Consider the following 14,918-nt stretch of genomic DNA (forward strand, 5'->3'; position numbering starts at 1 on the left):
ATGGATCTCTATAAAAACGTAACTGGCGACATCGATGCGATGATTACTTTTGATAAAATCTTAGGTGGTTTTGGTCAAAATACAGTGAATACCACGCGTGAGCGTGTTCAAATCAACTCTAAGCATGAAAAGGTAGAGCGTGAGATTGAAGGTGCCAGTCCGTACCTTAAAAGCGATTATGAGCTATTTGTCGAGCATCACAATATGTTGATGCAAGAGTATCGGGCAACTCAGCTACATTTACGCAATATCTTAGAAAAGAAAAATGAGGTTAAAAGCATTCAAAAGCTTGCGGATCTCTGCGAACGGCACCAGTGCTCCAACATCGCTCAATTATTCGTTGAAAAAAATGAAGATGAATATGTATTGCAATGCTTTCAAGACTTTCAGCAAGACTTAGAAAACAATAATGCTCTCCGAAAAGACTTTAATCACTTTTCAGACTCGTTTGAAGCCTACCGATACAATATGGAGATCTGTAATAAGCTTTCTGGTATCGATCAGCCGTTTACCCTTGAACGTCCGAATGACAGACAGTTGAATTTCGTTATCCATAGTCATGAAAACATCAATAAAACATTGTTGGACTATCAGGCGAAGATCATTGAGCAACAAACAACTGTAGACCAGCTCAAGCAAGATGCTTCCTATACTGCCCTATTTCCGATCGCAACCAATGATAAGAACATGTTCTCAATTGCAGCGACCGAAGTTTATGTAGAACAGTCACCAAAATATCAAGACTATCTTAAGGTCATTAAAAATGAGCTTAAGAACATAAACGAAACGGGTAAAAATACGTTTAGTCAGCATTACAAAGATACTATTACGCAAAGCAATCTTGAAAACGTTAAAACTAAAGAAAGCGCTTCAACTTATAGCAATGGGTTTTAATTAATTTTAAATAAAAACATTTAGGGTGTTTTAAGATAGAATCTAAATACCCTTTAATGGAGTTAAACATGATTCAAACTAAAATCACTGAACCGACAAGAACGCCGTTTAATCCTCATGGTTTTGCAGATGCAACGCCTTTACATGCGTTTTACTTGGAATTATTAGAAAAGGGATTAATCCATAAAGCTCTTGAAGAAGGTAATTTGGAATTTGAAAACCAAAACTTGTTCATGACGATCGATTGGGAATCAATAGACGTTCAAATGGATGCTTATACGTTTGATGTGAAATTAGATATTGTATGTGGCGTCATACTTGATGAACAAAAAGTCACGAATAGCATTCAAGTGTTTATTAATGAGCAAACTTTGTTTATAGCTTCAGCTAAAACCTTTAACCCTAAATCTGGTCTAACGCAAAGTCTTAACTTTGATATTCCTTTACGTGTTTTAAGTCAAATGGGCTATTACGCCCTACCTCTCAAAGAGGACTAAATCGTGGGAATGAGCATAGAAAGCCAAAACATAGCATTGTCTCAAGAGCCTACAACCTTTGTACCAGAAGCTTTTGTACACTCTATTAACTACTTTTGTCAGACCTTAGAGAACACTTTTCATTTTGATAAGCGTTCACTCAATTTCTTTGAACCAGGTACACCAAAAGAATACGGCTTGTATCTTACTGAACAGCATTGCCTTGTTTTTTTGAATGCTTGCAGTAGTGGCTATCTTGGCGAAACACGCAAAGTTACCAGCTTCACCGCTTTTGTGCTTTTAAATCAAAAAAACAATGAATCTGAAATGCTCGACATCACGTTAAACGATCCAAAACGTGTAGAGGAACATTTCAAAACTGCGTCTAAAGATCAGATCAATATTTACTTAAAGAACGTGCATGAATTAAGTAATTTTCTGAAAAATAAGTACTCGGATTCAGGTTTTTTAAAAGATATTGTGACTGAGGAAGGTTTTTCTAAAACCCTAAAGCCATCGGTTTTACAGGAATGCTTAAAAGAGGAAGTAGAGCTAATTAATACTTTAATGTGTTTGGTTAGTACTCAGTTTATATATATTACGACAGCTATTATTTTTAAGCGTCCTATTTTAAAAGAATTCATAAAACTATGTTTAACCAATGAGAAGTATATACTACAATATGGTGAAGAATGGTATTATGATTCTATATATAAGTTCGCTAAAAGGATATATGAGTTAAAACACCTTATAGCTACCTTATATTTAAGTAGTGAAGCTGTAGTAAAAGATGTTGTAGTGCTTTGCGAACTTGCTTCTAAAAAACATTAATCATAACTCTTTTAAAGGGCTAGATATGCGTAACAATCACAAGAAAGCTAAAAGGCTACAACAAGTTCGGGGCAAGACTTTAAGGACTAACCCTAATCTACAAAATGTTAAGCCAGCTTTTAAAACTAAAAGTGCTTTAAGCATTTTTGTTGCTACCGTTATTGGGTGTTCAAGTGCTATTGCAGTTCAACAAAGTTCCGTTGCTTCTGTTACCAGTAATACTCAAAACATGGGTAACTTAAACATCGCAACATCATCGACCATTGCAAGTAGCTCTGGTGGTGATACGCCTTTGTCGAATTCAAATAGCGGATATTATTCGTCTACCAGTTCTAATTCGTCATTCAACTCTACTGCTGCTGAAAACAACTTCATGGCGGTTAAAAAAGGTGAACAAGCAGCTGCTCAAAACATTCAAACCAATATTGAATCATGTGCAACTGATGGGATCGGTAAAGTCGTTAAAGACAACTTAGATCTACAAATGACGGTTTGGGGTCGTCCAATCGATATTAACAAAATGTTCAGTCCAGCTAGTCAAGGTGGCTGTTTTGCTGACATCGGTAAAATCATTGACCTTTCTGTGACTATTCCATCACTTGATACAATCATCAATGCAGCGCAACAAATGGTTGTCGATTACGCGACTAAAAAAGCGTGTGACGCAATGAAAACTGCAAGTACTGAACTTGTTGGCCCATTGAATGATGTTATAGGTGAAATCAACAAAGCTGGTCAATATACTGATGTATCGGGTGCGCTTGGTACTGCTGTGAATGGTCAACTTGGTAAACTTGATCCTGGTCTAGTTATGCCTAGCGGTGCTTTTGAGGGTGGAGATACTTATACAATCAATGGTAGTAGCTCGACTAGTCCAGTTTCTTATTCAACTGATCAAAAAGCCAGTACTAGCACACCGTCTAACGCAAAAACTTCAAGTTCAGAATCTACTTCTGTCACCCAATCAATTAAAGACTTTTTCTCTTAAGTTGGGGGTGGTATGAAAAATAGAAATAATCTGCGTAAAAGAAGAATTACTGTTAATCAGTTTTCACCTGTTAAAGCAATTGCGGTGGGTACTTTAACGGTTGGTCTATTATCCGTACCACTTTTTACCAATGCTTTTAGTCTTGGCACTATCCTTTCTGAGCTTGCAATACAAGCTCAGCAATTGATGGTACGTTCTGCTGTGCGTGTATCTACTCAACAAACAGCGGTCAGTGCAAATCAAATTGTTGATAACCAAACGCGTGATTCAGAAATGATCGTTGCTGGTATTCAAAGTGTCGATAAAAATATTGAGATCAAAAAAGCGATTTTAAATTCTGGTACGAATGCTGCCCTCCCTGATTCAGCTTTTTGTACGGCTCTTGAAGAACGTGAACAAACCGATCTCAATAGAAACTTAAAAGACTTTAACGTTTCTAAATACATGCAAGATGTTTCAGGGAAACTTTTCTCAAATTCAACAGATGAAGCAACCTCACCATATGCGTTTCACTTGGCGACCTCGTGTGGCGTAGAAGAAGCAAAAATGGGTGTCTGTAATTTGATTCCAAATGGTCTGCAGTATGGCGACATTGATACTGCTTTTGTTTTTTCTCGTTCTCGACTTTCTGAACAGCAAGCGACTGTTGCATTGAACTACTCGTCAATTGCATCTAACAACGTTGTTCCAGTCGGATTGATGGAATGCTCTTCATCAACTTGCGTTGATTTTCAAAATAAATACATGGCTGGAAGTACTCTTTCATCACTGGCTAACTATTCGGTGGCTAATAATGTGATGCAACGCACTACACCAAACTCCAATGCTTCAGCCAAATTCTTTGAGTAATGACTATGAGAAAGCGTAAAAATACTTTAAGACAGCCTAAAGGAAAATCAAAGTTTGTACCTGTCATTTTAGGTGCAACTTTGGTGATTAGTAGTCCTGTTTTTGCTGAATGGGCTACGGTTGGTTTGGGTACGATTATGAGCGAGATGTCTTCTCAGATTCCTAATCATGCAAGCAACCAAGCAAATGATATTCAACAAGTATTTCAAAGTACCCGTAGAAAGTTAGATGATTCGACTGAAAACATCGTTGCAGCGCTTAAAGTTGCGGTGAAGCAAAAGGCGCAAGCTGCTAACCAAATTACCGATGCGACAACTAAAAACACCCAAACTATTGCCTCTGGTATTCAAGCGCTTTTACAGTCAGATACCATGAAAAAAGCACAATTTGCTTATGGCGCCAATACTGGTCAAGGCTTTAAGTCTTGTGAGGTTTTGGCTGAAAATACAAATATGTCGAGTGCATCTGGTCAAGTGATTGATCAAGCAGCTGATATGGCGACTCAAACTTCTCAAGTCGGCGGTAAATTAGTTGGCTCTCAACAGGAAGTGATTAATCAACGCCTAAACGTGCATAAAGCTGAATTCTGTACGGTTGCTGAAGCACAAGCTGGTCAATGTACGTTGTCTAAATTACCGGGTGGCGATACCAATGCTTCCCTACTGTTTAAGTCTGTTGCACCTGGCTCAAAAGAAGCTCTTGCAAGACATTACGTGCGTGAAAACATTTTAGGTACACCAGATAAATCATTGTCTAATGCAACGGCACGTACTCCAGCTGGTCGAGATTATTTGCAAGCAACCAACCAAAAAACAGCTTTACTTGCTATGCCAGCGTATAGCTTGGCGGTTATTGACGCGCAAAATACAAAATCATTCAAAGATATTGACGGCAAAATGGTGTCTGCCAACGATTTGATCGACCAAACAATCGCACGTTACTACGGTGGTCCTGAAGCTAAAAAATGGCAAATGGCGATGGCGATGCAAGATCCACGCGGTCTACTTAAAGAAGCCAATATCATTAACGGCGTTTCTGTTTATTTAGATCTTCAAACTTACAAGCAAAGTTTGCGTGAAGAAGGTTTATTGTCTGCATTACTTTTAGCGAAATCTCAGCCGATAAAAGATGATGTGAAAACGAAATACGGCCAGTCAGTGAAAGTTAAGCTTTCACAAACTATGCCTCAATTTTAAGGAGACTAAATAATGCGTACTCCGAAAAGAACATCACGTAAAGTTATGAAAGCGCCACAAGCGCACGGCTCTCGTTCAAAAATTAGTGCACTCGGTTTAACCCTCGCCATTATTAGCGGTTCTGCATCTGCTTATTACTGTGCTTCCGTGGGCAACCCGATGGCAGTAAATACCTTGAATATGCTTATTCAACAGGCTGATGCGGTGGAAAGCGCTGCGTTACGTGCGTTGGACACAAACTTATCTTTGGGCATTAAAAAGCAACAAGATGATGTGACGGCAGCGATTAAGATCCTGACGAAACAAGAGGCTGTATCTGCTCAAGGTATTTCAGATAACGCACATAAAAACGCACAAAGTCTTGTAACGGCGTACCAAGCTGTTAAACAAAGTGAGCAAATGAAAAAAGCTCAATTTGAGTTTGGTGCACATGGCCAAGCATTTAAAGCGTGTGAAGTTTTAGGCGATCGTGAACAAGCTCAACAAGACAATAAATCTGCTGATAGTTCAATTTTAAATAAAGTTGGCTCTGAAGTGGTTGCTGCGCCTGGTGTCTACATGAACCCTCACAAAGCACAAGAAGCTATGTTACAAGCTCATAATGAGTTTTGTACCACTTCTCAGGCTGCGTCTGGACTATGTGGTGCTGCTGGTGAAAATGCTGGTCTAAGTTTACAAGCTTCAACTTTATTCACGACTGCAGCGCCAGACACGGCGATGGCTCGTGCTCAAAATGCATTGATCAACAACATGGTTGGTCTACCTGATGCTCCAATTGACGGTAGAATTGCGAAAACATCTGCTGGTCAAGATTATGTGATGGCTAAACTGGCGAAAGATGCTTTAACTTCTCCAGCAATTACCTCTTTGAAAGCAATTCAAGCGCAATACTCCCCTGTTGCTGGTGGTGGTACCAATAGTCATGATTCAAGTACCAAACTTGCACCGATGCAACACTTGGAAAAAAGTGTCTCTCGTTATTTAGGTTCAGGGCAAGATTACAAAGACTTTGCTAAATCACAAGCGATTAAAGATGAACGTGGTTTGATGGTCGATGGTTTAATTCAAAGTACTGAACGCTTGAACTTGCAATATCAACAATACAAGTCAAATGAACGTAAAGAAGCGGTATTGGCTGCGCTAGTTTCTGCTGAAAGCAAATTAACTGACGGCTCAATTGAAGTGACTGATCGTTCTAAGTCTACGGGTAACATTCGTAGGATTGCACTTTCACAAGCAATGGCAAGTAAATAGCCTGATTTTTTCATTATCAGGCTGATAATGAAAAAAACTTAAAAAAAAGGGATGGTTTTAAGCCATCCCTTTCTTTGTTTAAAACCCTTTTAGATAGTTTCTTTATATAAATTCTCTTATAATCTTTAGTATATACCGTTCAAAAGTAACCGATGGTGCTTTGATATTTTAATTAAAAGATGCTTATACATATTGCCATGGAGTTTATATGTCAACTAAAAAGAAATGGTTGGATCTGAGTAGCTTTGGCGCTCAACTTGTAGTAACCCCTAAAACTGATTTAAGAAACCAAGCAGCCATTATTAAGATTAAAGATGTTGAGCTTTTAGAGAAAAAGTTGAACACATCCTTAAACAGCTTCTTAACAGGTTTAAAAAAGACTGGAAAGTTTGTTTATATCACCAATGAGCAAAATAACGACCTTAGTTTTATGTATAAGAGTTCGCAAGATAGTCTCTCTCTTGCTGACATAAAATCTGTTTTTCCTTACGACTCTAAAAATGACCTCATTGAAATGGATATGTCAGATATATATCTGCAAAACCCAATGAGTAGTGCTGAAAAAAACCAGTGGCAATCCCTATTTGAACTCAATAATCAAAAGTCCGTTGTGCTTTACCAAGCAAAACAGCAAAAACCGTTTGCCCCAAATACAACCATTATGGGTGCGGTTAAACAATTCAATAAAGCAGATTTAGGCTGGAATAAGCTACCGACATTACTGCAGTCCGTAGATCCATTGCCGTTGGCTGATTTAGACAATTACGGGTACCAAGCAGATAAAACACTGACTCGTTATTATGTTGATAAAGAAGCAGCGCTAAATGCTGGACTCATAGAAGATACGATAGAGCCTATTGAACTAAGCAAACAGCTAGTGATTTCGGTTAATTCAGGCGGTGAAGTACTTGCCCTAAAAGATATTACGCAAATTCCTGAGCTGACCAATTATAAAATATCTTCACATCCAGCATGGCCAGCGTATAACAGCTTACCGAAGCAATTTATTGATATTCGAGAGCTGAATAAGGGGCTGAATACGAGCATTGATCCAATTGTGAATGCGCTTAGATCGGATGATCATGCCGTTAATCACCAAGGATTGATCAAGCTTCAAACCTTAGTCACGAAAATCAATGACTGTTTGTATTCATACGAAGAAAACAGCATCCCGTCAGCATTGGCACCATTTGGTATAGAAACAACTGCGTTACAGCTGGTGGACAATGATTGGAAAGTTTGGGAATACAACAACCAAACTTTAGATGTAGAAGAATTCGACCTTGCCGATAAGATTAAGGACCTGATCCAAAGCGTTCAAAATAATATTAATAATTTAAGAACATTTGATCCCTACTCAATTGGTGATAGCAGTTTTGATCGTGAATTAATTTATGAAAGTTTGGATGACATCGGTACAAGTTTAGAAAGCTTGGATCTCAATCAAATTAAGCAAACCATACCGCCTGAACCTAAGGTTCCAGTAAAACGTTTGTTCAATCGAATTGATCACTTTTTTAGACACACCAAGTTTAAGCCGAACATTCCAGAACCAGTCATTAAGGACTCTTTGACTAAACTCGCTTTAATGCGAAAAATTAAGCAAGAATACCTACAAAAAATTGCAAAGCTCAAAGAAGAACGTCAAGCGATTGTTGAAGCGAAAGCAACACATACCATCAGTGAGCGTATTGAAAAAGCGGTTGCGATTCAAGTCGCTGTTGCTACTGAAAATGCGTATGTTTTGGATCAGCAAGCCTATGACGATCAAGCTTATGAAATGGAATTGGCATTAAGTCAGTTAAACATTGCTTCTACGCGTCTGAACAATCTTTATGATAGTTTTTTTGATTCAGTGATAGACCGTGAAGAATACGGCACGGATCTGGATAACTTCCTACAAAGCGTTGTCACCGATGATGAATTGCAAGATGAAATGCAACGTCTATTGGATGAGGCGAACGAGTTTGAAGCTACTCACACCTCAAATGACATTGACATTTATCATTTCAACGTTGATCTAGGTGAAGAACCTAACGGGCTTTGGAATGAAGCTGTTAACCAGTTTGATGTGGTTCATTATTATGATGAACAAGATCAAGAGTTATCTGCAGTCGAAAAGTTTGAATATTCTATTTTGGGATATTCACCATCTCAAGAATCTGCAATGCCAGATTTTAACGATATGGTGTTCTCGAATGCTGTATCAGTGCTGGATAACAGTATTGAGGACATGATTGCGACCAGTGCTGAAAATGTAGGTAAAAACTACTTTTCATTTCATCAGCAAATGCCTCGTATTCTTCAACAACTGCATAGTATTAATAGCCAATTTACGGCGCTTGGTGATGGTGATGCCCATAGCATTGCATCACAATATTTATCGGATGAAAGCTTAGAGCGATTCTATAACCTGTTAGAACAGGACGGTAACTACAAGGGTTTTAATAAGCGTATCGATGTGGCTCATGTGCTTTCTGAGCTGAGTAGCAATATTGGCAACAATCCTGACTCCCCTATCCTTAACCGATTACCTGATATTAGGTCGCAACTCAATCATGCGATAAATGAGGAATTACGTGTACGCACGAATCCTGGTAATGCACTGGCCAACGCGATTGTTTTTGCTGCGACCAATGAAGTTTTGTCTTTAAAAGAAACACTCGAAAAAGATGAAATCTATGTGGTAGACAGCTTTCAAAACTATCTGCCTAAGGTGATACATAAAGACCACTTCAACTCAAATACACAAGAACAGCTTTTTGCCTTAAATAAAAAGGTCGCGGTAAGTATGGCGTATAAGCGCTATCTACAAGACTTTTATCAAAATGCCGTGGGTGAAGAGTCTAAATCTGAAGCGGTTACTGCCATTATTAATAATGAGCACAAGCATATTTTGATGGCACTAGGTTATCTAACACCGACCTACAATGAAGTCACGGCGCCAAAAGACTCGAAAATTGAAAATGTCGTCACGTTGACTGAAGAAGCGGTAAAAACCTACCTAGCTGAAGGTAACGCTTTGATGGTTGAGCCTGAAGTTAGCGCACGTTCTTTGGCGGTGTATAGCAGTACGATAGCATCTGATCAGAACTTCATTCGCTTACTGCCGATGGATCTAGGTCAAAAGGTTAGTTCATTACAAAAGCAAAAAACCATTATGATTAATGGTGCTTCTTCGTTTGAACATATCCTGAGCTCTAATCCGATCAGCAAAAACAAGCTGACCTATGATGACCTTAAGAATGTAATTCTTAATCGTATTTTGACCAAGGAAGCGGTACCGAAATATGAAAAAGGCTTAAAGCTTGATATTGAAGTTAAGAATGTCTATGAGCATGCATCAAGTTTCTTGCCACTTGAAAAGACCGATGTTAACAGTGAAAATGACTTTGGCAATCTCTTTAAACATGGGCTTGTGCTTGAAGCATTACAATCGACTCCAGACTCACTCAAGAATGGATTTAACCTCAACCGTGATTTAATCAATTCTGCCCTACTGCAGTCATTTGAAAATCGTTCTATTGAAGAATGGACGGCACTAAAAAATAAATCTCTCGAGACAAAAACGGGATCTCTTTTAAGCATTATCACCAATCCAGAACGTATCAAAGAGTTTGAGTTTCCTGAGATAAATTTTTATCTCACGGTTTCACCAGCTGATGAACAAAAGCACGGTGCGATTAACTTATATTTCAGCGGTGAACAGATTCCGTCTACCGATCGCTTAATCGTTAAATCAAGTCTGAATGACTTAGCTGCAGACGATAAGGCGCTGTTTAAAGCTTTGACGCTTAGCAATGATTCAGTTTTAAGTACGCAAGAGCAAATGCAGTACTTGATCGACTCATTAGAAAAACGCTATCAGATCTTCCAGTCGATCGAAAACCTACACCTTAAAGAAAAGGTATTGTTTAACCCTGAGTTGGACGATTACAAGGCATTAACTTTGCGTGATGCCGATAATCAATACATCGATCCAACGGCGAAACAAGATCTAATCGATTTTGTGAAAAGCAATGATGTGATGACCAATGTTGATTTGATGAACGTCTTTACCGACTACATCCATCAAAAAGAAATGGATCAAGCGTTTGAAAACGGCTCCAAAATTATTGTGGCCAATGACGGTGCTGATTTAGTGATTTCTGTCATAGATAAAGACACACCAGTTTTACAGCATGATCAATTACGGGTTTTTGATAATGTTGAGCAGTTTGCTAAATTCAACGAGCGTGGTGGATTGTTTAAAGACTTCCAGTTAAACGGGATAAAAGCGCATCTTGTGGACCAAGTATTAAATGATCTTGGGTTACGTGAAAACATACTGCAGACAATCAAGGTGCCATTATCACCCGGTTTTGAAAATATTGATGTTAAAGGCCTTAATGAGATTGTGGCTGTTAATATTTCAACATTGGTCAATAAAATTGATTTTACCTTTGGTGAAAAGCTACTTGAATCTAAAGACCGGTTCGATCTCGCGATTAAAGTTGCCGATGATCAATCTCCGTTAAAACTGGCCATTGTGAATAATGCCGAACATCAGCAATTTGTTGATCAAGGCTATAAAATTCTTCCTACGCCAAAGCACCCGAACTCTAAGAACTTCTTAATTACTGATTTTGCAAAATCATTCAAAAAAGCAGAATTATTTAAGTCTCGCGATCAAGTATATAAACCTGAACATATGGTTCAAAGCGCACCTGTTGTAGAAGTTGCCCAAGAACCATTGGTTGAAGAACCGATCGTAACTGAACCTGAAGTTCAAAAGCCTACTGAACCAGAAGTACAGGAAGCAACGGTAGAAGTTGTAGAGCCGACTGAGCCAGTTGCTCCAGAGCAAACATCACTGTTTGAGTCTGAGGGTAAGCCTGAAGCTGAAGCACCAAAAGAGCCAAAAACAACCAAACCGAAAGCCACTGAGTCACGTTCTGAAGTTGGACTTATTGAAGATACGGGTATGAAAATGCCTGGTGCGAAAAAGGATCTGTATGGTCCACGTTTATCGCTCAGTCAGATTCAAGATATGTCGCTTTTGCAAGTCAAAAACCTAATTACGCGTGACAAAATTTGGAAAAAGGAATCGGTTTTACAAGCAAAAGAAGCTGGTCGAGATATTTACATTCACTTGCTGACTGACGCTGTACGCAAGATGACGAATGATCAGCCACGTTATCCGCTTGAAAATGCCACTGAAGAACAGTTTAAAAAAGTAGGTGCTGGATACTATGACGCTGTTTTAAGTATGCGTGATGCTTTAATGGAAGCAAAAACAGTTCGTGAATTTATTCCTAATGCATGTGATTTATACGTTCGTTTGAATGAAGACAAAGATCTGTTCACGGCGTTTAAATCATTAGATCGGTCATTATTTTCATTGGTAGAAAGCTATGCTGAATATGCTGCCACTGACATGATTATTAGTTCTGAATTGGCGAAAACCGATAGTAGTGAAGCACGTAAAACGCTCACTGAAGCACTTCATCATTTACGGAAAGAGTTACCGCCAGTTAAAGGCACCTACTCTATCTATAAAAAAATACGTAGTGCGATTGATGCCAAACCGTTCCAAGACAAAGTAAAAGCGACTGTTACTTTTAGAAGTGGCAACATTATAGATTCGAGTACGCTATTTAGCAGATCTGATGCTGGTCTATCTGAACAAGTAATGGATCTGTTAACTGCTAAAAAAACCAAAGACGCAACTGCAGAGAATGATGATACTCAAGAAGTCTCGTTATCTGAAAAGAATGTATCGAACATTGTAGATGACACGGCGAGTACCTTAGATGCCCTATTCAAAGAGTATGCTAAGCCTCGTACTATGCGTAAGGCATTCAAGCTCAGTGATGTGGTTGTGACGGAAAACATTGCTTCACGTAATGGCCAAGATGTTACAGCACATACCTTGCAAGCGACCTTTGGATTTAAAGCCGTAGAGTTTGGCGAGTACTTGAACCAGAGCGATCGTCAAATCGCATTAAATAACGCATATGACGGTTGTTTCGCTCTTGCTAAGGCACTTGATATAGATCCGAAATTTGTTGGCTTTAACGGTATGTTGGGTGTTGCTTTTGGTTCGCGTGGACGTTCCGCTGCGATGGCACATTACGAGCCATCTAACCGTGTGATTAACTTAACCAAGAATTCAGGTTTTGGCTCGTTTGGTCATGAATTTTTCCATGCCTATGACCATCTCATTTTTAGTGCGATGACACGCAATCAACCAAAAATGATGATGGAAAACGTACAGCCTTATCTAACTCGTTTTGCAGAATTGAATAACATTAAGTCTGAGAAGTATGCCAACATTAACCAAGATTTGTTGCAAGCTGCAGCCAAAGTAAATCAAGCGATGTATTACTTGCCAATGAAAAAGGATGACTCGATAGAAGTACTTCGCACGAATCTTGAGAATCAAGTCAAGTTTTATGAAACCAGCATCAAAACGATTTTGGATAAAACATTGGTAGATCAACCTGACATTGTTGATTTGTTTACGCCAGATAGAGACAGCATAAAAGAGAAAATTAATACGTTTATTGCGGAACGTGGCAAGTTGCATACTGAACTATCTTCATTGATTAACTTCGCTAATCGTCATGAAGATCCTGAACTTTTCCAAAAGGACGCCATACAACATAGACGTTATATGCACGTTGCCCAAGGCTTGCATAAGTTCTTGTCTGAAAATGAGTATCCAATCCCACGGACTGAGCTCAACAAATATATCTCGCAATCTCGTTCTGAAATTGATCATGATCGTGTCTTTGCAGCGCAAGTACTTGGTGCAGCGAACAGTACAGTCTTTAGATCAGTTGTATTCCGTGATTATCGACAAATGTTGCGTAGTCAGTTTGCGATATGTGCACTCGACTTCATCAAAGAAAACAGCCCTAAACCATTGTCAGATGAACACTTAAAGTTAATTTCTTTAAGCTTACAGACGAACGATCGCTTAACATCAACTAATCAATCTCAGCTAAAAACTGATTTCTACAAAAATGCGATGGTATTAGAGGGCTTAACAAGTGCTAAGAAGCCGTATTGGACGACCGCACATGAAATGTTTGCCCGTAGTGGTGAGCAGTACTTACAAGTGACCTTAGCAGAAATGAACTTGCGTAATGATTGGCTTGTTTACCCATGTCCTGAAGGTGGTTCATCTTCTGTAACTCAACCGCATGGTATAGAAAAAGATGCAATCATGAAGGAGATTCGCGAATTTACGGTGAAAGGCCTGGACTATATTCAGGAAAATATTGCTGAACTGCGTTTTGCTGATCATCAGCAGTATGTCAGAAATGCAATGCACTTCTTCCAACCGGGTACAGATCAACATGAGAACCTAGTTAAATGGAATGAAGTCATTAATGAGATGTCACAAGCTGAATACGATGAATATTGGACTAAGCTCATGACCAACATTGAAGTACAAGCAGATCCAGAATTAAGCAAACAAAAGAATAGCGATCCTGAATTGGCACTATAAGCAATTTTGAGATCTTGGATGCTATCCCCTGTGGGTGGCATCTTTTTTTTATTTAAATCTTATAAATGGAATCAGGGGGCACTATGGCAATAGCAATTCCAAAGCAATTTGCTGGTTTTGGTCTAGCAGTTGCAATTATATCTGTGGCTAATCATTTCGGATTGGTCGATCTCTTTGCTCAAAGTGCTACACGGGCAATATCGAAACAAGCTCAATCAGTAGAGTCAGCCAATCCAGGCCAACCGAATGAACCTGAAAACGGTCTACAAATGGCAAAAGACTATGCTGAACATCAAAAAATGGTAGCCAATAGTGCAGCCATGCCATTTAAAAAAGAAGTGATTAATGTTTCCAGTATGGAAAACACACAACATTTTGGTCCTGTTTCAATGGAATCTCAAAATGTTGATACTGTGTTTATCATTCGAGATAAGGCCACTAAAAGGTTACGAGCCGTTGTTCAGGTACCCAAAAAGCAAACTGTCAATATATCTCTTCCAATTGGTCAATACACCATTCAATATGCCCAAAACAATTATATTAAGGATGCTCCATGGCAAGGATTAAATAAGTTTTGGGGATACGGCACTACCTTTTTAGAAAGTAACCTTGAGCATAATGTTACCTTGGTCCAATATCCGAATAATAGTGGCTACTTTATTCGTGGTACTGGAATTATTGTAGGTGTAGAAGATGGCACCCAACCAGACGAACTCGCTAAAAACGAATTTGTTAAAATGTAACCATCAGCTTTAAGCAAGATGTCACCTATACGGTGGCATTTTTATTTATAAAAAAAGAAAGAATAGTGCACGGTTTTAGATGGTTTTATTAAAAATGATAGGTATTTAAACAGTGCTATTTACTCGGTATATACTATTTTAAAGAATAACGCCTAAACCCTCCCTCAAAGTTAATTTTTTAGTTTAATATAA

At 38.7% G+C, this 14,918-nt stretch carries 9 protein-coding genes; all 9 read left to right on the plus strand.

Going from position 1 to position 14,918, the window contains the following annotated elements; genetic code table 11:
- The 9 genes from ACO1B7_RS16165 (at nt 1) to ACO1B7_RS16205 (ending at nt 14,726) form a co-directional block, all read left to right on the plus strand.
- Complete coding sequence (locus ACO1B7_RS16165; protein WP_005028694.1) at nt 1–894, plus strand: hypothetical protein; 894 nt, start codon at nt 1–3, stop codon at nt 892–894.
- A gap of 68 nt (nt 895–962) precedes the next feature.
- The gene (locus ACO1B7_RS16170; RefSeq protein ID WP_005028693.1) at nt 963–1,391 is read left to right on the plus strand and encodes a hypothetical protein; all 429 of its coding nucleotides are present in this window, start codon (nt 963–965) and stop codon (nt 1,389–1,391) included.
- A gap of 9 nt (nt 1,392–1,400) precedes the next feature.
- Nucleotides 1,401–2,201 carry a hypothetical protein gene (locus ACO1B7_RS16175; RefSeq protein WP_024160804.1) on the plus strand — a complete coding sequence of 267 codons (801 nt, stop codon included), beginning with the start codon at nt 1,401–1,403 and terminating at the stop codon, nt 2,199–2,201.
- A 25-nt stretch (nt 2,202–2,226) separates the two neighbouring features.
- Entirely contained in the window at nt 2,227–3,189 is a 963-nt protein-coding gene (locus tag ACO1B7_RS16180) for a hypothetical protein (RefSeq protein WP_005028689.1), read from the plus strand.
- A 12-nt stretch (nt 3,190–3,201) separates the two neighbouring features.
- A complete protein-coding gene (locus ACO1B7_RS16185) occupies nt 3,202–4,038 on the plus strand; it encodes a hypothetical protein (RefSeq protein WP_005028686.1) in 837 nt (278 codons plus the stop codon).
- Nucleotides 4,039–4,043: 5 nt separating this feature from the next.
- Nucleotides 4,044–5,234 (plus strand): hypothetical protein, encoded by a 1,191-nt coding sequence (locus ACO1B7_RS16190; RefSeq protein WP_423090395.1) that lies wholly within the window; start codon nt 4,044–4,046, stop codon nt 5,232–5,234.
- Nucleotides 5,235–5,246: 12 nt separating this feature from the next.
- Nucleotides 5,247–6,488 (plus strand): hypothetical protein, encoded by a 1,242-nt coding sequence (locus ACO1B7_RS16195; protein ID WP_005028681.1) that lies wholly within the window; start codon nt 5,247–5,249, stop codon nt 6,486–6,488.
- 208 nt (nt 6,489–6,696) lie between these two features.
- Nucleotides 6,697–13,983: an LPD1 domain-containing protein gene (locus ACO1B7_RS16200; protein WP_151532484.1), complete on the plus strand. Its 7,287-nt coding sequence runs from the start codon at nt 6,697–6,699 to the stop codon at nt 13,981–13,983.
- Between the two features lie 83 nt (nt 13,984–14,066).
- Complete coding sequence (locus tag ACO1B7_RS16205) at nt 14,067–14,726, plus strand: hypothetical protein (RefSeq protein WP_005028677.1); 660 nt, start codon at nt 14,067–14,069, stop codon at nt 14,724–14,726.
- Nucleotides 14,727–14,918 lie beyond the last annotated feature (192 nt).

It is taken from the genome of Acinetobacter lwoffii, assembly GCF_049367455.1.
GTDB lineage: Bacteria > Pseudomonadota > Gammaproteobacteria > Pseudomonadales > Moraxellaceae > Acinetobacter > Acinetobacter lwoffii_W.